Raw genomic sequence first — 19,590 nt, forward strand, 5'->3', positions numbered from 1 at the left:
TAAGGCCGTCTGAAAAATGGGTTGATCAATATTTTCAGACGGCCTTGAATATTAAAAGGGACGTATCCGATACGTCCCTTTTGTTTTACCAGCTTTGGGCGATACGGTCAGCTTCTTGCAGGCGTTCGACTGTGCCGACGTCCAACCAAAGGCCGTTGTGGTGTTCGCCGCTGATTTGGCTTTGACTCATGGCCTGACGCAACAGAGGGGCAAGTTTGGCAGCCTGGTGCGCCGGGGTATCTTTGAAAAGCGCGGGATGATAAACGCCCACGCCGCTGAAAGTCAGGGCCTGGCCGTCTGAGGATGATGCGGATACCAGGCCGTCTGAAAGCAGGCCGAAGTCGCCTTCGGGATGATGGGGTGGATTGTCCACCAGCCACAAATGGGCGAGAAAGTTGTGTTCCTGCATGCGCTGGGCAGCCAGTCGTGCAGCTTGGAAATCAATGTCGGTCAACACGTCGCCATTGACGACCAAAAACGGCTCGTTGCCCAAAAGCGGCAGGGCGGTGGCAATGCCTCCGGCAGTTTCCAGGCCTCCGGCGCGCTCGGGAGAATAGGCAATGTGTACGCCGTAGGCTGAACCGTCTTTCAAGGTGTCTTCGATTTGCTGGCCAAGCCAGGCATGGTTGATGACGATTTCAGTAAAGCCGGCCTTCCGCAGGCGGCGTAAGTGCCAGCCGATAAGCGGCGTGCCTGCTACTTCGAGTAAGGGTTTGGGCGTGTGGTCGGTCAGGGGGCGCATGCGTTCGCCGCGACCGGCGGCCAGTATCATTGCTTTCATGGGGGTGCCTATAATGTGTGAAACAGAAAAGGTCTCAGGCCGTCTGAAAAAATGAAACCGATGTTTCAGACGGCATGAGACCTTTATTTATGCCAAAGATTTGAATTGCCTACGGAAATACAGCAATGCCGGCGCTTGCGTATCGGTATTGCGGATTTCGTTGATCTGAACGAAAAAGACGTAATGCGTGCCGATTTCGCGTTGATCGACAATGCTGCCGTGCAGGTGCGCCAGCGCGCCTTCGACTTCTAGCTGTCCGGTTTGTCCTCTATGCCAAATATGGTATTCAAAGCGTTCTTCGGGCGAGAGGTCGGTCAGTCCGGCAAAGTGTTCGGCGACATCCTGCTGGCTGTCGTTGAGTGTGTTGATACACAGATCACGGTTACCTTGCAGGATGGGAATAATGGCGGATTGGCGGTTGATGCACAGCATGACTGTCGGCGGTTCGTCGGTAACGGCAGTTACGGCAGTCATAGTAATGCCATAGCGTCCCGCTTCGCCGTCTGTCGTGATAACGTGCACACCGGCGGCACAGGAGGCCATGGCATCTCGAAATGGTCTCTTGAGTGTGTGTGTTGAATCTGTCATCCGGCTCGCTTTATTTTAATGCCTGTTCGATTTTTGCCAGCTCTGCCAAGAGTTCTTTGAGTTGTGCCATTTTTTCTTTGGTAAGGACTTTTTCAATTGCGTCATAGCGCTCGTCAACCAATGCGCCGGTGGACTCATAGAGTTTCTCGCCTTCGGGCGTCAGTTTCAGATAAACGCGGCGTTGGTCGTTGGAAGGCTTCAGGCGCACGGCCAAACCTGCTTTTTCCAAGCGGGTCAGAATGCCGGTCAGGCTGGGACGGAGGATGCAGGCCTGATTAGCCAAGTCTTGGAAGTCGAGAGTGCCGTTTTCCGCTAAGAGCCGGATGATACGCCATTGCTGGTCAGTAATATTGGCTTGGTTCAGAATAGGGCGGAATTGGGTCATCAATGCTTCCCGTGCCTGAATCAGACCGATATTGATAGATGCATGTTTAGATTGGTTGGGCATTACTAAGTCTCCGGTGTTATCAAAAATCAAACCGTTGAAGCGTGAGGTAGATTGATAAAGGCGAATATTGCTGTTTTAAGGCTGCCGTCGGCAGCCGGGTCATGGGAACAAAAGCATCACTGCCACAATATTAGATGAAGATCTCTAACAGTTTGTTTTGATAATAATGTTTCCAATTGTTCTTATGGTTATATCTTAGTCTATTTTCTTTATAATCTCAACAAAATCATATGTTATCGGGAAAGAGATAGTTTATTTATTTATGAAGTGGAATAGGATAAAAATATTCGGCGAAGATGATTCTTTGGATTTTCTATTTTTGGTGGATTTTCAATGAATTTAGCCGAAGATGTCTGCTAAGTAAATTCTGATTTTTAAGCCGATGTAGCTAGAAAGCCCGGATGTGTGATGAATCATTTTGCCATCTTTTAATATGATAATGGTCGGTGTGACGGCTATATTCCATTTTTGAGCCATCAGGCCGTCTGAATCATTGAAGTTTGGAAAGGATAGATTGTTTTGTTGCATATGGTGGGCAATGTCCGCGTCGCTTCCGGAGCGCAAGGCTATGCCCAGTGTTGGGATATCGTCTTGGTGTAGTTTTTCTATGGTTGATGATGTGTATGAACAAATACGACACCAGCTGCCCCAAAAATAAACGACGGCAACCCGATTTTGGCTGAAGGATTGGAGGGAAGTGGTTTGTCCATCGGTTAAAGTGATGGTTTGTGCTGCCGACTGCAAGGGTTGGTCAGGCTTGCGCACCCAGTCGACAATCATGGATAAGAAGATGAAGATAATCACAGCCTGAAGCAATGATTTGGCGTAGTGGAGCAGAGTTTTCATCATATATTGCGGGGGATATTGGATTATCGTTTTATAAATGAAAAAAGCCTTGCAGAGCAAGGCTTTTGATTCGATCCTAGAAACGTATTAACGTTTGGAGAATTGTTTTGCGCGACGTGCTTTGCGCAAACCTGGTTTTTTACGTTCAACTTCACGAGCATCGCGAGTAACGAAGCCTGCTTGAGACAGGGCTGGTTTCAGGGCTGCATCGAAGTCGATCAGGGCGCGGGTGATACCGTGACGGATAGCGCCGGATTGACCGGTTTCGCCGCCACCGGTTACGTTAACTTTGATGTCGAAAGATTCGGCATTTTCAGTCAGAACCAGAGGTTGACGTACAACCATGCGGCTGGTTTCACGTGCGAAGAATTCGTCAACGGGGCGGCCGTTTACGATGATTTGGCCGGTACCTTTAGTCAAGAATACACGAGCCACTGAACTTTTGCGGCGGCCTGTGCCGTAGTAGTATTTACCGTTCATGTCGTGTCCTTATTATTTCAGTTCCAAAACTTTAGGTTGTTGTGCAGCGTGGCCGTGTTCGGCGCCGGCGTACACTTTCAGTTTTTTGATCATGGCGTAGCCCAGAGGACCTTTAGGCAACATGCCTTTTACGGCTTGTTCCAAAGCGCGGCCTGGGAATTGCTCTTGCATTTCGCGGAAAGTACGCTCGTAGATGCCGCCTGGGAAACCAGAGTGACGGAAGTATTTTTTGTCTTCGAATTTAGCACCAGTCACGCGCAGTTTGTCTGCGTTGATGACGATGATGTAGTCGCCAGTATCAACGTGAGGGGTGTATTCGGGTTTGTGTTTGCCGCGCAGACGGTGTGCGACTTCGGCTGCGACACGACCCAGAACTTTGTCTTCTGCGTCAATGACGAACCATTCGCGCTTCACCTCGTGGGGTTTTGCAGAGAAGGTTTTCATGGTTGGAATCCAGATATATATAGAAAGTTATGGATTTTAAAGAGGAGATTGGTTTTTGTCAATCTTAATTGAGTGTGTTTGATGCATGAATATGCGGTTTTTTCAGACGGCCGGAAATCTTTACGAAAGTCTTTACTTAGAAAGGGAAAAGCCACACCTGTCGGTATGGCTTTTTTTAGGGAATCCCCACGAGTGCCGTTTAGGCTGAATCCGCTTGAACCTTGCTGACAAGGCGGTCACCTCGGGTAGTTTCGGGTGCGTCCGATAAACGGACACTCGCGCCCACTACAGCTCCCGGCAACCTAAAGCGAACGTATTGGTTCAAAGGAATATATGCCTTCGCGAACACCGCAGGGAAAAGGGGAAATTAGTTTTGCTCCAAGCGCGCCAGTGCTTTTTGGCACGCGTTGTTCATGTCGGTTATTTTACGCTCAAATTCACCGATTGCCAAATCGTCGTTGAGGGTGGTTTTCAAGAGGTCGTGTACGACGTTGAGGGCTGCCATGACGACGATTTTGTCCGTGCCGACGATGCGGCCGCTTTCTTTAATCGCGTCGCTTTTTTTGTTGAGCATTTCAACGGCTTGTAGCAGGGTGGCTTTTTCTTCACTCGGCGTGTTGATGGTGAAGTTGACATTCATGATGTCGAGATTGACTTGTTCGATACTCACGGGGCGTCCTTTTATTGTTGTGTTTCTTGGGGCAATCGGGCAATGAGGCTGCGGATTTGGTCTGCACTTTGGGCCAGCGCGTTGCGGTAGTTTTCTTTTTCGGCAGTCAGGTTGTCAATTTTGCTTTGCAGGTCTTCTTTGAGTTTGCCGACTTGAACCAGCAAGGCTTCGCTGAGTTCGTCAATGGCCGCGTCGTGTTGGCGTTTTTGTTGCTCTTGCTCGAGTTTGAGTCTGTCGATTTCTTCGTTGAGACGGCGGTTTTCTGAAACCAGCGTTTCAAATTTTTGGACAAGTTGGTAAACGTTGATTTCCAGGTTGTTTAGTGATTGGTTCATGTGTTTCCCTTCAGACGGCCTTATGGCTGCCATATTGTGCGTCAGACCGTCTGAATGGCAGACGGCGCGACCGTTTATTCGAAGCGAGCGCTTCGTTCCATCAGGCGTTCAACGACTTGCTGCGGTGTCATTTCTTTGCGGATGAGTTGCAGCAGGGTTTGAGTGATGGGCATATCGATTTGGTATTTGGCGGCGGTGTTGAAGACTTCTTCAATGGTGCTGACACCTTCGGAAACGTGGCCGATTTCGACAAGCACTTGATGCAACTCTTTGCCTTCTGCGAGGCCGAGGCCGACGCGGCGGTTGCGCGAGAGTGCGCCGGTACAGGTCAGGATAAGGTCACCGATGCCTGCCAAACCCATCATGGTTTTGGGTTGTGCGCCCATGGCGATGGCAAGGCGGGTGATTTCGGCAAGGCCGCGGGTTACTAAGGCTGCACGTGCATTGAGGCCGTATTCGAGGCCGTCTGAAAGGCCGGTGGCAATTGCCATGACGTTTTTAACGGCACCGCCCACTGCGACACCGATGACGTCGGTGCTACCGTACAGGCGCATTACATTGGTGTTCAGTTGGGCAGTAGTTTCTTCCACCCAGTCTTTGTTTTCGGAAGCAAACACGACGGCGCAAGGCAGTTGTGCTGCAAGTTCTTGGGCAAAGCTCGGACCTGAGAGAACGCCGATTTTTTTATTGTTAGGCAGGACTTCTTTCAGTACTTGGAAAGTCAAAAGGCCGGTATCTTGTTCAAAACCTTTGCAGGCGGCGAGAACGGGAATATCGGCAGCGTTATGCTGTTTGAGCAGCTCGGCGCTGCTTCTGAGGCCGGCTACGGAGGTAACGATCAGGGCAAGTTGGCTGTCTTTCAGCGCTTCGCCCAAATCGGCGTGAACGGTCAGGGACTCAGGGAAAGGGAAGCCGGGCAGGCCGCGTTTGTTTTCGCGATCTGCTTGCAGGGTGCGGATTTGGTCGGGATTGCGTGTCCAAAGGGCAACTTCATTGTTGTGGTGCGCAAAGTGCAACGCGAGAGCTGTACCCCACGAACCTGCGCCGATGACGGTAATTTTCATGTTTCTCTTCCATATGGGAACGGGGCTTACTTTAAAACAAACGGCTTTGGGGTGCAAGGGCGGCGTTTGTGAAAAATATTTTGTGCCGTTTAAAAAGCCTTAGGCCGTCTGAAAGTTCAGACGGCCTGCTTCGGTTTATGATTTATTGTTACCGGAATGGTAGGCATCGTAGGCGTAGTAGTCGTAGCTGTTGTTGGCTTCGCGCTTCATACCGTTGAGGACGACACCTTTGATGTTGATGTGGTTTTGTTTGAGGCGCTCGACGCTGGCCTCAAGCTCTCGTGCACGCGTGTGCGCATAACGGCTGATCATCAGGACGGTGCCGGCATATTGGCCGATGATGACGGCGTCGGTAACGGCTAATACGGGCGGCGTGTCCAAGATGACGTAATCGTAGCGTTGGCGCGCGTGGGTGAGCAACTCGTTGAAACGGTTGTCCATCAAAAGCTCGGACGGATTGCTAGGATAGCTGCCGCTGCTGATGAGATGAAGGTTTTCAATGCCGGTCTCTTGTACGGCTTTGGCCGGAGCCGCTTTGCCGTTAAGGATGTCAGACAAGCCGAACTCGGGGGTAAGGCCGAAGAGTCGGTCGAGGTAGCCTTTGCGCATATCGGTATCGATAAGCAGAACGCGTTTGCCTGACTGCGCCATTACGGTGGCGAGGTTTGCGGAGATAAAGGATTTACCTGCTTCAGGCGCGGCACCGGTAATCATGAGGACGTTGTTAGGCGCGTCCAGCATGGAGAAGTAGATATTGGTGCGCAGGGCGCGGATGGCTTCGACGGCCGTGTCGGCGCGGTCTTCGCTGGCCAGCAGATAGTTGGAACGGCCGCCGGTTTTCTTGAATTTGCTTTTGAAGAAGTCGCGTTTTTGCTGGGTTTTGGAGTGCGGAACAAGAGCGACGACTTCCAAATTGAGGTTTTCGATTTCTTCGGATGAAGTAATGCCGTTTTTCATGCGGTTGCGAATTATCAGCCACAAAGAGGTTAATGAACCTGTGGCAAGTGCGCTCAGAAGTGTGATGACGGCTTTGCGCGGTGCAACGGGGTTTTCAGGGACATAGGCATAATCGACGATGCGGACATTACCTTGCGCACTGGCTTTCATGATGTTGAGTTCTTGTTGTTTGCTCAACAGTTGGACGTAGGTTGCTTGGTTGGTTTCTACGTCGCGGGTCAGGCGGATGACTTCTTGTTGGGTATTCGGCAACTCGGCGATTTGTTGGTTGATTTTGTTTTTAGCGCGCTCGAGGACGGCAAGTTTGTCCAATACGGCTTTATAGGAAGGGTGTTCCGGCGTGTACAGCTCGGCCAAACCTGCTTCTTCGGTTTTGAGCAGGGTAATTTGGGTTTCGATGCCGGTCAGGCTTTCCAATGCGCCTTTGGACTCGAGCGGAATGTCGAGAGAGCCTGATTGTTGGCGGTAGGCATTGAGTTTGTTTTCAGCGTCTTGCAAGGTTTCTTTCAAGCGTGGCAATTCTTCGCTGATGAAGGCCAAACCGCTGGATGCGACTTGGACGTCGCGTTCGCGGTTTTGCGCAACGTAGTTGTCGGCAATGCTGTTGAGGATGACGCTGGTACGTTTAGGGTCGGTGCCGGTAAAGGTAAGGTTAATGATGGGGCTGGTTTTACCTTTGCTGATAACAGCCAGTTTGTTTTGGATGTTTTCGATGGCGCTGATGCGGGAGAACTTGGTTAACGCAAATTCTTGACCCGGATTAGCCAGGATTTGATCGATTTTGAGGGTGGTTTGATTGTTGATTTTCAGAGGCACGCCGACCTTGCCTTCGACAACGCGTTTGTCAGGCAGGGTAAGGGTATAGGCTTTGTTGCTCTTGGCGGTCAGTGTGAAGGTTTTGTTGAACCATTCGTCTTGTACGGTAAAGTTGCCGACGGTCAGTTTGGGATCGGGGTCGCCGCTGATGTTGTGCATTAGGCTGCCGATAACGGGTGTGTATTTGGCTTTGATTTCTTGGTCAAGCTGAAGGTCGTCAACGGTTTTACCCAGCACCAAGCGTGATTGAACCAGCTCGACTTCTGCTTCAGACGGCGTGGTTTGGTTGTTGAAGATACTGTTGATTTCAGTCAGGATTTGGTTTTGTCGCGTTTCAATTTCCAGCATGGCATCGGCACGGTATTGCGGAGTGGATGCCAGGCTGAAGGCTGCTCCAAGAATGCCGCCTGCAAGCAGGGCGGCGAGGATTTTGTATTTATTTGTCCAAATTACTCGCAGCTGTTGGCCGAAGTCGATTTCGTCGTTGTCTGCGCTGTAAGGTGTGTAGGTCGTTTTTTTCATTGCTTGCTTTCTTGTTCATGCCGGTTTTATACCGGTTGAGTTTTTCCGTTTAGTTTGGTTTTCCAAGTGTCTGCGGCAGCATTGAGCTGTTCAAAAACGGCTTCAAACATTTCACTGCTTTGTTTGTATGGGTCAGGTACGGTTTTTTTAGGCAACCATTGGGCAAACAGCATGGTTTTGCTGCGTGCCGGCGGATGGATGTCGGCCACCATGTCAATTTGACAGGGCTCCATGACGAGAATCAAATCGGCCTGTTCGCACATTTGGGCAGTCAGTTGGCGTGCCGTATGGCCTGCAACGATAACGCCGTGTTTGAGTGCGGTTTTGATGGCTTGGAAATCGGCATCCTTACCTGCCAGTGCTTTTATGCCAGCGCTGCTGATGCGGTGGCCGGGTAGTTTTTTCTGCATAATCCGCTCTGCGGTGGGGGAGCGGCAGATGTTGCCTAGGCAGACGATGAGTATGTTGTGGTACATGATATTGTTTCGGTTTATGGTCTGAAAAAAGCGTGAGTCAGACTATAAGGTACTGCTTTTCCGTTTGTGCGGTGTGTACGGCTTTTATATGCCGTTTATGTAATTTGGTTGGATTGTGCGTGATTTTGTATCCTGCTGTCAAACAGGGTCTGACAGCAGGAACCACTGCTTATTTAAACGTATTGTCGAGGGTATTGACGTTGCTGATGGAGTTGGTAATTTGTGACATTACGCGGTTCCAACGGGTAACTGGGGCGGCGGTAACGTAAACGGTGTCTTCGGAGCGCAATTTGAATTCGCTGCCCAGTGCGTAAGAAGTCGCATCTTTTAGGTTGAGCTGGTAGATGTGGATAGGTCTGGCCGCATCTTCAGGTGCGCGGCGGATCACGAATACGCCGGTTGCATCCGCATAGGCTTGGTTCATGCCGCCCACTTCGCCGAGCGCTTGGGTCAGGTTGAGGCCGTGATTGCCGATCGGCAGGGTGGCTTGTTTGCCGACTTCACCCATGATGTAGATTTTGTTGTTGCTGCTGTTAGGAACATAAACGATGTCACCATGGCTGAGGAGGTGGTTTTGCGACATATCACCGTATTGCAACATGTCTTGTAGGGAAATGGTGCGGTCGACGCCGTTGTGCGTCCATTTGATGTGTTGGGTGTCGGCACTTTGGGTGACGCCGCCTGCTTGGTTGATGGCATCCAAAATGGTCATCGGGATATTGGTAATCGGCAGCTGACCTGCTTGGCTGATGGCACCGGATACTGAAATGCGTTGCGAACGGAATTCGGTAACGTTGATGGCTACTTGAGGATTTTTGATGTAGCGTTTCAGAAGGTTGGTCAGGGTATTTTGCAATTCGTCCAAAGTTTTGCCTTTGGCTTGAATTTTGCCTGCTAACGGGTAAGTAATATAACCGCCCTCATCCACCCAGGCGCCGCGGCTGACTTGGTTGGTTTGCGGGTTGCTTTGCTGGATGGGGGAATTGAGGTCGGAGTGCGCCCAAACCATGATATTGAGGACGTCGCCGCTGCCGATGCGGTAGCGGTAAGCGCTTTTGCTTTGCTCCAAGCCTTGGTTGGCTTGGGAAAGTACGGGTGGCGTACGCATTTTTTCAATCAGGTTGGGCGTGATGGGGTAAACGGCAACGCGGCTGTCGAGGTTGGTATCGGCTGCGGTGTCGGTGTCGGTGTAAACAATGGTTTTGGTTCGGGTTTTGATGGTTGAACCAGGAATGACTGTTGTGCTGTTGCAGGCAGTCAGTGCGAATAGAGTAAGCAGGGAGAGTGTTTTTTTCATGTAGTAGTCCTTGCAGTATGGTGTCCGGGCCGTCTGAAAATGTTCAGACGGCCTTGTTGTTTTGTTGCCAAACCAAGTCGCAGATACCGTCTTTAGGTACGAAGCCTGTCGGTGCGCGCAACAGAAGCTGGCGCAGGCTGTTTTGGTCGCTTTGGAAACAAGCGGTTTCGAGTTCCGACAGTATGTCAGATAATTGCGTCCATGGAAGCATTACTTCACTGGCGGTCATAATACGGGGATGAGTGGTTTTTTGCACCTCGTCGCCGATGAGCAGTTCTTCATAAAGTTTCTCGCCCGGGCGCAGGCCGGTAATCTTGATTTCGATGTCGCCGTGGGGGTGTTGTTCGTCTTTCACTTTGAGGCCGCTGAGGACAATCATTTGACGGGCAAGGTCGATGATTTTGACGGATTCACCCATGTCGAGGACGAATACGTCGCCGCCTTTACCCATTGCGCCGGCTTGGATAACCAATTGCGCCGCTTCGGGAATGGTCATGAAGTAGCGGGTAATGTCTTGGTGAGTCAGGGTAATCGGGCCGCCTTCGGCAATTTGTTTTTCAAATACAGGAACAACGGAACCGGACGAACCCAATACATTGCCGAAACGCACCATGCAGAAGCGTGTTTTTTGTTCCGGCTCGGCGGCAAGGGCTTGCAGGCAGAGTTCGGCCATGCGTTTGCTGGCGCCCATGGTGTTGGTCGGACGGACGGCTTTGTCGGTGGAAATCAAAACAAAGGTGGAAACGCCTGCATCTACGGCAGCCTGCGCACAGCAGAGTGTGCCGAACACGTTGTTTTGAATGCCTTCGATGGTGTTGAACTCTACCATTGGAACGTGTTTGTAGGCTGCGGCATGATAAACGGTGTCGACGTGATAGGCCTTCATGATGCTGCTAAGGCGTTCTTTGTTTTGAACCGAACCCAAAAGCGGTACGACTTCAACTTGGCTGCCTTGCGCGGCTTGGGTTTCGCGCAACTCTTTGTCTATGCTGTACAGGGCGAATTCGGACAATTCAAACAACAGCAGTTTGGTCGGCCGGCAATTGAGAATTTGACGGCAAAGTTCGGAGCCGATAGAGCCGCCTGCGCCGGTTACCATCACGACTTTGTCGCTGATGTCGGCGCGCATCAATTCAGGGCGAGGTGCCACAGGGGCACGGCCGAGCAAATCGACCACAGAGATTTTTTTCAATGAGCTGACGTTGATTTTGCCGTCCACCAAATCCTTCATGCCCGGAATGGTCAAGACTTCGCATTTGTATGCTTCGAGGCGGCGGATGATGTCTTTGCGTTCTTCAGGCGTAGAACTTGGAATCGCCAGCAGAATTTTGCGGACGCCGTAACGGCTGATCAGCATCGGGATTTCGTTGGGGTTGTAGACGACAAGGTCATAGATGACGGTACGTTGGATTTTCGGGTTGTCATCGACAAAGGCAATGGCCGAATATTCGTTAACCTGTTTGATGGCTTCCAACAACTGGCGGCCTGATTGGCCTGCGCCGTAGATGATGACAGGGGTCATCTGTTTGCGGTGATGGTCGGTCAGAATCGCACGCAGGATCATGCGCGAGCTGGTTACGCCGACCACCAGAACTAAGAAATAGACGATGGGCAGGGCAAGGTGTAGTTTTTGTTCAAAAATCAGGGTGGTCAGGCAGAACAAGACCGCTGAAATAATGCTGCCGAATGCGGCGGCAGTCAGGACGCGGATGCTGACGAAGCGCGTGACGGCGCGATAGAGGCCGATACGGATGAAAAGGATGATGGTCAGCACAGCGGTGCTGCCGAAAGCCAGCCAGTTGGCGATACTCAACCATTCGTCGGAATATTGCACTTTGAGGCTTTGGGCAAACCAAAACGCCACGAATATCATCAAGATGTCGTGGATGACGAAGAAGGTTTTTTTAAGGTTGCGCGGCAGAGCCAGCAGGGTTTCCAAGTTCATTTTATATTTCTTGTGTCTGAGTGTTGTAATGTGGCTTGGTACGGATTGTTTGAAGCAGGCTGTTTTATTTTTTCAGACGGCCTGAAGTTGCAGGCCGTCTGAAAATGATTATGCCGTGGCTTCAGCCAATACGGCTTCGATGTTTTCTTTGCAGAACGCAATTTCTTCATCGGTCAGGGTTGGGTGCACCAAGAACATCAGGCTGGTGTCGCCCAGTTGGACAGCGTTTTTCAGTCGCTCTTTCGGACGCCAAGGCGTGTTGTCGAAGGCTTTTTCCAAATACACTTCGGAGCAGCTGCCTTGATAGCAGGGGACTTTGCGCGCGTTCAATTCGCTGACGATGCGGTCGCGCGTCCAGCCGTCTTTCAGGTGTTCGGGTTTGACGAAAACGTAGAACTTGTATTGCGCGTGTTCGATGTAGTCGGCCACTTTAACCAAACGGATGCTGGCAAATTTGCCCAAGCTTTCAGCCAGTTTGGCGGCGTGCGCTTGGCGGCGTGCTGTCCATTCGGGCATGCGTTTGAGCTGGATGCGGCCGATGACCGCCTGCATTTCCAACATGCGCCAGTTGGTACCGAAGCTTTCGTGCAGCCAGCGGAAACCGGGTGCGTGTTCGCGGTGGTACACGGCATCGTAGCTTTTGCCGTGGTCTTTGTACGACCACATTTTGCTCCACAGCGCTTTGTCGTTGGTGGTTACCATACCGCCTTCGCCGCCGGTGGTCATGATTTTGTCTTGGCAGAACGACCAAGCACCGACGTGGCCGATAGAGCCGACGGATTTGCCTTTGTATTTCGCACCGTGGGCTTGGGCGCAGTCTTCGATAACCCACAAGTTATGTTCTTTTGCCAAAGCCATGATGTCGTCCATTTCGGCAGGCATCCCAGCAAGGTGAACCACGATGATGGCTTTTGTGTTTGGCGTCAAAGCGACTTTGATGGTTTCGGCGCTGATGTTTTGGCTGTTCAAATCGACATCGGCGAAAACCGGATTTGCGCCGGCGGTCACGATGCAGGATGCGGAAGCCAAGAAAGTGCGCGAAGTGACAATCACATCATCGCCTTGGCCGATACCCATTGCTTTGAGGGCTACGTCCAAAGCCAACGTACCGTTGGAAAGGGCGACGGCGTATTGCGTGCTGACAAAAGCAGCAAATTCTTTTTCAAATTCGCGACATTCCGTACCTGTCCAGTAGTTGACTTTGTTGGACAGCAGGACTTTGGAAACGGCATCGGCTTCTTCTTGAGTAAAGCTTGGCCATGGGGAGAGTGATGTATTAAGCATTTGTTTTTCCTGCAAAAAGACTGGTTGAGCCTTTGGGGGCGATTTCTTCCAGCAGTTGGCGGTTGATCAGGGTGTATTTCTGACCGTTGATTTCGACGTATGCGCCGTCGTAAGGAGGGAACCAGAAGGCGCGGATTTTCTTCTCGATATTGTCGCCGTCGCGGATTTGCTTCATGGCTTCCATTTCGCCACGGCTGACGTAGCGGCCACCGATGTTTGGCGTGGTCGGCAATTTGGTTTTCGACTCGATGGCGCGGGTGATGATGCGTCGTGCGAAATCTTCCAATGCCTGCATGGTTTTGCGTTCGAGCGATTGGGCGGTTTCTGTTTCGGCGTCGATAGGGAAACGGTCCACTTCGATGATTTCGCCGGTATCGATGGAAGCATCGACGTAGTGGGCGGTATTGCCCCATTCGTTCAGCTCGTCCATGATGGCCAGGTTGTAGCCGCCTGTGCCTTTGTATTCGGGCAACAGCGCAGGGTGGAAGTTGATTGTGCCTAAAGTCGGAATGCTCAGGAATTCATCACGCAGCTTGCGCCAGTAAAGGACGGACAAGCCCAAATCGTATTTCAGACGGCCTTCTCGCATTGCTTCCAAAGCCGTATCGAAGGTGTACAGGGGCAGGCCCAATTCCTGCGCGGCAGCCGTGGTCGGCGAGCCTTGCAGATGGCTGTCGGTCAAGACACCGACGATTTCGATATGGTCATGTTTGGTCAAAAAACGAAGCAGGTTGGCGGAAACCTGTTTGCGACCCATAAATAAGATTTTCATGGAGAAATGTCCCTTATGCATTTGCTTTTTCGGTGGCGGAAGTTGTCAGTGTAGTCAGTTCTTCCAGGGTGTTTATCCAAAGGGTGGGCTGGTATTCACGACCGTATTGCTCGGGCTCGGCTTGATGAATATTGTGCGGCTTAGGCATGATGCCTATGGAGAGCCAACCCAATTTGTTGGGTGCGACAAAATCTTTTTTGATGTTGTCGCCGATGTAGATGAAACGTTTTGCAGCCGGATATTTGTTTTGCAGGAAGACAAAACGCTTATCGTCGGGTTTTTCCGATTGCATGGCTTCCGAAATCAAAATGTCGTCAAACAAATCGGTCAAACCCAAGGCCTGTATTTTCAAACGCTGTGTCAGACTGCGGCCGTCTGTAATCAGGGCGCATGCGGCAAAAGGGCGCATCAGCTTCCGTAAAAAAGACGGTTCGACATAAGGTCGGATAACAGGCCTATGTAGTCGATATTGCCACAAAAGTGATTGTTTCTCTAGTTCGTTTAATTTGCAATGATGACACAAATTGTCGAGCCAGTCTTTACTTTTATTGTCTGCAATTTCATTTAGTACGTCGGCATCGTGTTGCGGGTAAAGCGACGTAATTGTCCCTACAACTGCCTGTATTCCGGAGCATTTGTAGTCGTACTCAGAGTAAAGCGTATCGTCAAGATCGAAGACGATGACGGATTCTTCCGGCTTAATCATGTTCTCTTACCAAAACCTTAGCATCGTAACGAAGCATGATTAAATTGTTTTCCCAATCGTCGGAGAAAGGGACGTCTTGGCCACCGATGTATTCTTGAATCAGCCAGCCCGGATAGTTGCCGCCTGCTGCGTAAGTCAGTGGGAAACCGCCGCCGAAACGCGGGTTGATTTCCACGCCGTAGGTCGTACTGTCGGTTTTGCTGACGAAGAATTGCGCGGTAATGCAGCCGCGTGCGCCTTCCAATACGGCCATTTTTTCAACCAGCTCTTTATACAGGGCATTGCGTCGGGTTGCGCCTTTGCTGACTTCGCCGGTGCGCACTTCTAAACGCTCGCGAGGAATGGCGCATTTCAGACGTCCTTGACGGTCGTAATACATATCGACGGTAAACTCGGAGAAAGTATTCTCGATATCGATGTATTGGGCGAACATCATTTTCGGGTCTTCGGTAATGTCGACAGTCAAATCAGCCGGTGTGTTGATTTTTTTCGCACCGATGGCGCGGCTGCCGTCATAAGGCTTGGCAAAACATGGGAAAATCAGGCGGCCACGTTCGTAAATTTCAGGCGAACGGATGCCGTATTGTGCAAACAGGCCTGCGGTCAAGCGCTTGTCGCGGCACAGGGTAATCAGTTTGGCGTCGGAAATGACGATATGTATTCCTTCGGCTTCAAAACGGTCACGTGCTTCGGCCAGCTTGAGCAGTTCAGTATCGATGGTCGGCACAATCAGGCCGATGTTGTTTTGTTTGGCCAGTTCGAAAATGCTGTCGATGTATTCGGCTGCGTCGATGCGCGGTACGCTGAAAGCGCGGTCGGCAACATGGCAGGCTGAAGACATGTGGGGATTGAGGTCAGTGGCAAATACGCCGATGCCGTCTGAAAAACGTGCGGCTTCGGTTTGGAAGTCCTGCACCAATTCGACGCGGCGACCTGCCGACAGAATCAGTATGTTATTTTTTTTCATCAGTTTTATTACCCGTGAAATAAGGCATGGTGGCTTCTCCTTCGGCTGAGATGCCTTCTTTGACGAAGACTTTTTTAACCGTCAGGAACAAAATTTTGATATCCAGCCAAAAGCTGAAGTTGTCGATGTACCAAACATCGTGGGCGAACTTTTCGTCCCATGAAATGGCGTTGCGGCCATTGACTTGCGCCCAACCGGTTACGCCCGGTTTCATTTCGTGGCGGCGGTTTTGGAAGTCGTTGTACAACGGCAGGTAGTGCATCAGCAGCGGACGAGGGCCAACTAGACTCATCTCGCCTTTTAAGACATTCCATAATTCAGGAAGTTCGTCCAAACTGGTGGCACGTAATTTTTTGCCGAAATCGGTCAGGCGTTCGCTGTCCGGTAGCGGGTTGCCGTCTTTATCGATTGCATCGCGCATGGAGCGGAATTTAATCATTTTAAACGGCTTGCCATCCTTGCCCGGTCGCTCTTGGATGAAGAATACAGGCGAACCTAAGTTTTTGCGGATGAGGTACACCAAAATCAAAAACACAGGCGACAGGATAATCAGCCCTGAAGCGGAGGCAACAATGTCAAACAGGCGTTTGAAAAATTTATTCATGAGCTAATCTTTCAATCAGGTTGACGATTTTTTGATAGGCAACGTCGCGTTTGAAGCGGCGGACGATTTCTTCGGACTGAACAGGATCGTTTTTGCGCTTCAGAATATCTTTGGCTGCTTGAACGAAACCGTCCACATCGCCGGAACGGTAGTTCGCATGCGGCAGCAGGGTAAGGACTTCGGCAACTTCGTCGTTAACCTGGCTGTTCAGAATCGGTTTTTGCAAAGCCATATAGTCGGACAGTTTGTTGGTAATCGACTGCATGGCGTAAGAGTGGATGGCGTTGACGGAAATGTCGCAGCCTTTGGCGACCGACATCATTTCGGCGTAAGGAATGTAGCCGTAGAACTTGATGCCGTCGCAGGCATATTGTTTGAGCCTCTCCAAATCGGGGCCACCGCCCATGATGTGCAATTCGACGTTTTCGCCGGCATCCAACAGTTTGCGAACGCCTTTGCACACGGTTTCCACGTCATAGCTGTAACTGAGCGTACCCAAGTAGAAAAAGCGGGTTTTGTCGTCGCCAAAATCTTTAGCAGGCGCGGCATCGAGTTTGGGAAAATCAGCGCCGATATAGACGACTTCGCCGGGTACGTTCGGATTGGCTTCTTTGGCGCGGTCGAGATAAGTCTGCGATACGGCAACCAGCGCATCGGCGTAGCGGTAGACTTGGTTGGCGCGTGAAGCAAAGGGCAGCAGGTTGTGCGGTACTTTTTTCAAAAACGGTACGACCGAGGAGAAAGACTCCGGCCATACATCCTGCACATCGACAATCAGTTTGTAGCCCAAACGCGTTTTGTGTTTGCCCAACAGCAGGTTGGTGGCAATCAGCGGATAGGCGGAAAAGACGACGTCTTGTTCGCCCGGACGGCAGTTTTCCAACCATTTTTCAAAATGTTTGACAAAGCGGTGATGGCTGGTCACGCGTCCCAAAGACACGTTTTTGCTGTATCCGCTTTCTTCCAACAGCATGACTTTCAGACGGCCTTGTGAGGCGGCCTCGGCATCTTCAGGCCGTCTGAAAGATTTGTCGTAGTGCTTGAAGTTGCTGGTAATCAGCAACACGTCATGCGACTGCGACAACAGCTCGGCAAGATACCAGAAGCGGTTGAAATGCGGCTCGGACGGCAGCGAGCAATAAGGGGCGACGATGGTAATGTTCATGTTTCAGACGGCCTTACATTTCGTACGCAGCCATGGTGGTGCGGTAGATTTCGTCGTCGGAGCATAAGGTCTCAACGTGTTTGTGCAGGGCTTTGCCCATTTGACTGCGCAACTCAGGATGCTTGATGAGTGTATCGACGGCTTCGATAAACGCTTCGTCATCGCCGAAAGGAATGCAGTAGCCGGTTTGGCCGGTGATGACCATTTCGGAAATGCCCGCCATGTTGTAGGTCACGACAGGCGTGTCGTAAAGGCCGGCTTCCAAAATATTGTTGCCGACACCTGCGCCGTGGTCGCCCACGCAATGCGGCGTGTTCACCAAAATATCGACTTCTTTGAAGTAGCCGGTCAAGTCGCGGACACCGCCGAGGAAGGTGACTTTGTCTTCAATGCCCAAACGTTTGGCTTGGGCTTTGAGGTTGTCCATTTCTTCGCCGATACCTGCAACGTTGAGGCGTACAGGCATGCCGCGGTCAACCATTTTCTTCAAAATATCCAACATCAGATGCACGGCGCGGACGGTGTCCAAACGGGAAAGCGTGCCCAGTTGGACATAGTCTTTGACCGTTTTTTCAGGAACGAAATCTGCTTTGTGCAGGGCGTTGTAAGTGTAGGTGATGCGGTTGGCAGGGAAACCGTAACGGATGAGTTTTTCGCGTTCGTGTTTGCAGTTGCCGATGATGTACACGCCCAGCTTGTCGAAAAGCTTGGCGATTTTCGGATAAGTTTCCGGATCAAGGCCGCGCGCGTGGTAGAACACTTTGGTTTTCGGCGAAGCGAACTTGGCCGCAATGGCGCAGGCCGGAACGATACGCGCCATTTGGCAGTGAATCACATCGGGTTTCTCTTTTTTCAGCAGTTTCATATAGGCAAACATGCCTTTGACGTAACCCAATAATCCGCCTCGGTAAAAATCGATCGGTTGCCAACGGATGCCCAATGCTTGCGCTTCCTGAATCAAAGGGCCGTCTGAAGAGGCCAATACGATATCGTGTCCGCGTTGTTTGAGCAGGCGACCGAGGCGGAAAGTGGCGTTTTCAGTGCCACCGAGGCCGGACATGGAGGTAGTCAGGATGATTTTCATGATGGTTTCTTCGTATCGTATAGTGTTTCGTTGTATGCGTAAGCGGCCATATCTTTCAGCTTAGGCGCAACAAATACGCTGTAAATAAAAATCAGCAGGCAGGGCAGCCAGATAAACGGCATACGCAAAATGGTGGACGGAATAAAACCGGCCAACAGGAAAATGCCCAAGGCAACCCAAGCCAAAACGCGCGATTTGCCGGTTACTGCGCGGTTTGAGGCGGTGTAGAGGAAATAACACGCCACAAAGGCAATAAAGCCGAGTAAGGAAATCATGCCGAAACCCAGATACAGCTCGATGATGAAGCTGTGCGGGTTTTCAAAGCCTAAGCTGCCGCTCAAATGGCCGCCGAAATATTCGCGGAAGTTTTTAGGACCGTAGCCGGTCAGCAGTAGGGGTGGATTGTTCCAGAAGTAGTTGTAAATCTCCTGACGGTAGGACACGGAGTTGTCGCTGCCCAAGTCGTACAGGAAGAGGTACACGCGGCTGGAAAAACGTTCCAAAAACTGGTTGCCGTTGAGCGACAGCAAAAATTCTGCAATCGCGCGTGATGGAATCATCGACAACACTAATGCCAGCAAACCTGCTACACCGACCGTAATAAAACCGTTTTTGCGATAGGCCGTATAAACCAGCAAAATCAACAGGTAACAGCCGATGGCGGTACGCGATACGCTGGCGAAAATGGCCATGCCCAACAGCAGGAACAAGCCCCAGCCCAGCAGTTTTTCTTTGTGCTTCCGTCCTTGGAGTTGGAAGAAAAACAAAATGGCAGGCGCAAGGCAGACTGCAGTGGCGGCAAGGTTGTTCGGGTTAAAGAACAAGCCTTTGAGCGAGCCTTCGTCAATAGCCAACTCATCGCTGGCACTCACAAACTGAATACCGGTGGCCAGCTCTACAAACGGCGGCACGGCGATAAACAGCGTAAATACGATGAGGAACTTCTGAATCGTTCCCAAAGGGTCGTCGGCGCGCTTCAATACTTGGTAAAACAAGTAGAAGAAAGCCGGAATCGCCATAAAAAATAAAATATCCATGTACTGCGTCGGCGTCAGCGATGTAATGCCCATGTGGATGGCAGGCCAGATGCACATGGCGGTCAGGGCGCAGAGCATGGCAAAAATCTTGCGCGGAATATGCTTGCTTTCCAGAAAAAATACGACAAAACCAAGCAGTACAAATATCAGGGTCAGCGGGTTGTCGATACGCGGCACGCCGACCTTAAAGGACAGCGCGGGCCCCAGCATATAGGCTGCGAGCATGATGTATAGGATGTAAGTGTATAAGTTCAGACGTTTTATTTTCATAGTCGTTCTGTTGTTATCGTAGAGACGTGAAT

At 51.0% G+C, this 19,590-nt stretch carries 21 protein-coding genes and 1 other RNA gene; all 22 read right to left on the minus strand.

Annotation, left to right across the window (positions count from 1 at the left end; translation table 11 throughout):
* Window positions 1–85: 85 nt before the first annotated feature.
* The gene (murU, locus tag CYJ98_RS10785; RefSeq protein ID WP_101756159.1) at window positions 86–781 is read right to left on the minus strand and encodes an N-acetylmuramate alpha-1-phosphate uridylyltransferase MurU; all 696 of its coding nucleotides are present in this window, start codon (window positions 779–781) and stop codon (window positions 86–88) included.
* An 87-nt stretch (window positions 782–868) separates the two neighbouring features.
* Window positions 869–1,369: a 4-hydroxyphenylacetate 3-monooxygenase, reductase component gene (hpaC, locus tag CYJ98_RS10790; protein WP_101756158.1), complete on the minus strand. Its 501-nt coding sequence runs from the start codon at window positions 1,367–1,369 to the stop codon at window positions 869–871.
* Window positions 1,370–1,379: 10 nt separating this feature from the next.
* Entirely contained in the window at window positions 1,380–1,817 is a 438-nt protein-coding gene (gene hpaR / locus CYJ98_RS10795; RefSeq protein ID WP_004520883.1) for a homoprotocatechuate degradation operon regulator HpaR, read from the minus strand.
* 339 nt (window positions 1,818–2,156) lie between these two features.
* Entirely contained in the window at window positions 2,157–2,663 is a 507-nt protein-coding gene (locus tag CYJ98_RS10800; RefSeq protein ID WP_101756219.1) for a protein disulfide oxidoreductase, read from the minus strand.
* Between the two features lie 87 nt (window positions 2,664–2,750).
* A complete protein-coding gene (rpsI, locus tag CYJ98_RS10805; protein WP_003681515.1) occupies window positions 2,751–3,143 on the minus strand; it encodes a 30S ribosomal protein S9 in 393 nt (130 codons plus the stop codon).
* Window positions 3,144–3,155: 12 nt separating this feature from the next.
* Entirely contained in the window at window positions 3,156–3,587 is a 432-nt protein-coding gene (rplM, locus tag CYJ98_RS10810; protein WP_003684605.1) for a 50S ribosomal protein L13, read from the minus strand.
* 179 nt (window positions 3,588–3,766) lie between these two features.
* A non-coding RNA gene (gene ssrS, locus CYJ98_RS10815) (6S RNA) lies at window positions 3,767–3,947 on the minus strand.
* Between the two features lie 7 nt (window positions 3,948–3,954).
* Window positions 3,955–4,257, minus strand: coding sequence for a cell division protein ZapA (locus CYJ98_RS10820; RefSeq protein ID WP_003681511.1), 303 nt, complete (start codon window positions 4,255–4,257; stop codon window positions 3,955–3,957).
* 11 nt (window positions 4,258–4,268) lie between these two features.
* Window positions 4,269–4,592, minus strand: coding sequence for a hypothetical protein (locus CYJ98_RS10825; protein WP_036494022.1), 324 nt, complete (start codon window positions 4,590–4,592; stop codon window positions 4,269–4,271).
* A 74-nt stretch (window positions 4,593–4,666) separates the two neighbouring features.
* Entirely contained in the window at window positions 4,667–5,656 is a 990-nt protein-coding gene (locus tag CYJ98_RS10830) for an NAD(P)H-dependent glycerol-3-phosphate dehydrogenase (protein ID WP_004520880.1), read from the minus strand.
* Window positions 5,657–5,791: 135 nt separating this feature from the next.
* Window positions 5,792–7,951 (minus strand): polysaccharide biosynthesis tyrosine autokinase, encoded by a 2,160-nt coding sequence (locus tag CYJ98_RS10835; protein ID WP_101756156.1) that lies wholly within the window; start codon window positions 7,949–7,951, stop codon window positions 5,792–5,794.
* 26 nt (window positions 7,952–7,977) lie between these two features.
* A complete protein-coding gene (locus CYJ98_RS10840; protein ID WP_004520878.1) occupies window positions 7,978–8,427 on the minus strand; it encodes a low molecular weight protein-tyrosine-phosphatase in 450 nt (149 codons plus the stop codon).
* A 169-nt stretch (window positions 8,428–8,596) separates the two neighbouring features.
* Window positions 8,597–9,724 (minus strand): polysaccharide export protein, encoded by a 1,128-nt coding sequence (locus CYJ98_RS10845; RefSeq protein WP_004520876.1) that lies wholly within the window; start codon window positions 9,722–9,724, stop codon window positions 8,597–8,599.
* 43 nt (window positions 9,725–9,767) lie between these two features.
* The gene (locus CYJ98_RS10850) at window positions 9,768–11,669 is read right to left on the minus strand and encodes a polysaccharide biosynthesis protein (RefSeq protein WP_101756155.1); all 1,902 of its coding nucleotides are present in this window, start codon (window positions 11,667–11,669) and stop codon (window positions 9,768–9,770) included.
* Between the two features lie 108 nt (window positions 11,670–11,777).
* On the minus strand, window positions 11,778–12,953 hold the full coding sequence (locus CYJ98_RS10855; RefSeq protein WP_101756154.1) for a DegT/DnrJ/EryC1/StrS family aminotransferase: 1,176 nt from the start codon (window positions 12,951–12,953) through the stop codon (window positions 11,778–11,780).
* Window positions 12,946–13,725: a methionyl-tRNA formyltransferase gene (locus tag CYJ98_RS10860; protein WP_101756153.1), complete on the minus strand. Its 780-nt coding sequence runs from the start codon at window positions 13,723–13,725 to the stop codon at window positions 12,946–12,948. The genes CYJ98_RS10855 and CYJ98_RS10860 overlap by 8 nt, the downstream gene beginning before the upstream one ends.
* Window positions 13,726–13,738: 13 nt before the next feature.
* Window positions 13,739–14,431: an HAD family hydrolase gene (locus CYJ98_RS10865; RefSeq protein ID WP_101756152.1), complete on the minus strand. Its 693-nt coding sequence runs from the start codon at window positions 14,429–14,431 to the stop codon at window positions 13,739–13,741.
* Window positions 14,424–15,398: an ATP-grasp domain-containing protein gene (locus CYJ98_RS10870; RefSeq protein ID WP_101756151.1), complete on the minus strand. Its 975-nt coding sequence runs from the start codon at window positions 15,396–15,398 to the stop codon at window positions 14,424–14,426. Before CYJ98_RS10870 ends, CYJ98_RS10865 begins: the two co-directional genes overlap by 8 nt.
* Window positions 15,385–16,002, minus strand: coding sequence for a sugar transferase (locus CYJ98_RS10875; protein WP_049333552.1), 618 nt, complete (start codon window positions 16,000–16,002; stop codon window positions 15,385–15,387). The genes CYJ98_RS10870 and CYJ98_RS10875 overlap by 14 nt, the downstream gene beginning before the upstream one ends.
* Window positions 15,995–17,167, minus strand: a complete 1,173-nt coding sequence (locus tag CYJ98_RS10880; RefSeq protein WP_101756150.1) for a glycosyltransferase — start codon at window positions 17,165–17,167, stop codon at window positions 15,995–15,997. Before CYJ98_RS10880 ends, CYJ98_RS10875 begins: the two co-directional genes overlap by 8 nt.
* A 13-nt stretch (window positions 17,168–17,180) precedes the next feature.
* Window positions 17,181–18,251 (minus strand): glycosyltransferase family 4 protein, encoded by a 1,071-nt coding sequence (locus tag CYJ98_RS10885; RefSeq protein WP_101756149.1) that lies wholly within the window; start codon window positions 18,249–18,251, stop codon window positions 17,181–17,183.
* On the minus strand, window positions 18,248–19,558 hold the full coding sequence (locus CYJ98_RS10890; RefSeq protein WP_101756148.1) for an O-antigen ligase family protein: 1,311 nt from the start codon (window positions 19,556–19,558) through the stop codon (window positions 18,248–18,250). Before CYJ98_RS10890 ends, CYJ98_RS10885 begins: the two co-directional genes overlap by 4 nt.
* Window positions 19,559–19,590: the final 32 nt, after the last annotated feature.

The organism is Neisseria perflava (assembly GCF_002863305.2).
GTDB classification, from domain to species: domain Bacteria; phylum Pseudomonadota; class Gammaproteobacteria; order Burkholderiales; family Neisseriaceae; genus Neisseria; species Neisseria perflava_A.

Bases quoted from the DNA above. Each gene is read 5' to 3' on its own strand.
- murU (WP_101756159.1), bottom strand. From the start codon at position 781: ATGAAAGCAATGATACTGGCCGCCGGTCGCGGCGAACGCATGCGCCCC.
- hpaC (WP_101756158.1), bottom strand. From the start codon at position 1,369: ATGACAGATTCAACACACACACTCAAGAGACCATTTCGAGATGCCATG.
- hpaR (WP_004520883.1), bottom strand. From the start codon at position 1,817: ATGCCCAACCAATCTAAACATGCATCTATCAATATCGGTCTGATTCAG.
- CYJ98_RS10800 (WP_101756219.1), bottom strand. From the start codon at position 2,663: ATGAAAACTCTGCTCCACTACGCCAAATCATTGCTTCAGGCTGTGATT.
- rpsI (WP_003681515.1), bottom strand. From the start codon at position 3,143: ATGAACGGTAAATACTACTACGGCACAGGCCGCCGCAAAAGTTCAGTG.
- rplM (WP_003684605.1), bottom strand. From the start codon at position 3,587: ATGAAAACCTTCTCTGCAAAACCCCACGAGGTGAAGCGCGAATGGTTC.
- CYJ98_RS10825 (WP_036494022.1), bottom strand. From the start codon at position 4,592: ATGAACCAATCACTAAACAACCTGGAAATCAACGTTTACCAACTTGTC.
- CYJ98_RS10830 (WP_004520880.1), bottom strand. From the start codon at position 5,656: ATGAAAATTACCGTCATCGGCGCAGGTTCGTGGGGTACAGCTCTCGCG.
- CYJ98_RS10835 (WP_101756156.1), bottom strand. From the start codon at position 7,951: ATGAAAAAAACGACCTACACACCTTACAGCGCAGACAACGACGAAATC.
- CYJ98_RS10840 (WP_004520878.1), bottom strand. From the start codon at position 8,427: ATGTACCACAACATACTCATCGTCTGCCTAGGCAACATCTGCCGCTCC.
- CYJ98_RS10845 (WP_004520876.1), bottom strand. From the start codon at position 9,724: ATGAAAAAAACACTCTCCCTGCTTACTCTATTCGCACTGACTGCCTGC.
- CYJ98_RS10850 (WP_101756155.1), bottom strand. From the start codon at position 11,669: ATGAACTTGGAAACCCTGCTGGCTCTGCCGCGCAACCTTAAAAAAACC.
- CYJ98_RS10855 (WP_101756154.1), bottom strand. From the start codon at position 12,953: ATGCTTAATACATCACTCTCCCCATGGCCAAGCTTTACTCAAGAAGAA.
- CYJ98_RS10860 (WP_101756153.1), bottom strand. From the start codon at position 13,725: ATGAAAATCTTATTTATGGGTCGCAAACAGGTTTCCGCCAACCTGCTT.
- CYJ98_RS10865 (WP_101756152.1), bottom strand. From the start codon at position 14,431: ATGATTAAGCCGGAAGAATCCGTCATCGTCTTCGATCTTGACGATACG.
- CYJ98_RS10870 (WP_101756151.1), bottom strand. From the start codon at position 15,398: ATGAAAAAAAATAACATACTGATTCTGTCGGCAGGTCGCCGCGTCGAA.
- CYJ98_RS10875 (WP_049333552.1), bottom strand. From the start codon at position 16,002: ATGAATAAATTTTTCAAACGCCTGTTTGACATTGTTGCCTCCGCTTCA.
- CYJ98_RS10880 (WP_101756150.1), bottom strand. From the start codon at position 17,167: ATGAACATTACCATCGTCGCCCCTTATTGCTCGCTGCCGTCCGAGCCG.
- CYJ98_RS10885 (WP_101756149.1), bottom strand. From the start codon at position 18,251: ATGAAAATCATCCTGACTACCTCCATGTCCGGCCTCGGTGGCACTGAA.
- CYJ98_RS10890 (WP_101756148.1), bottom strand. From the start codon at position 19,558: ATGAAAATAAAACGTCTGAACTTATACACTTACATCCTATACATCATG.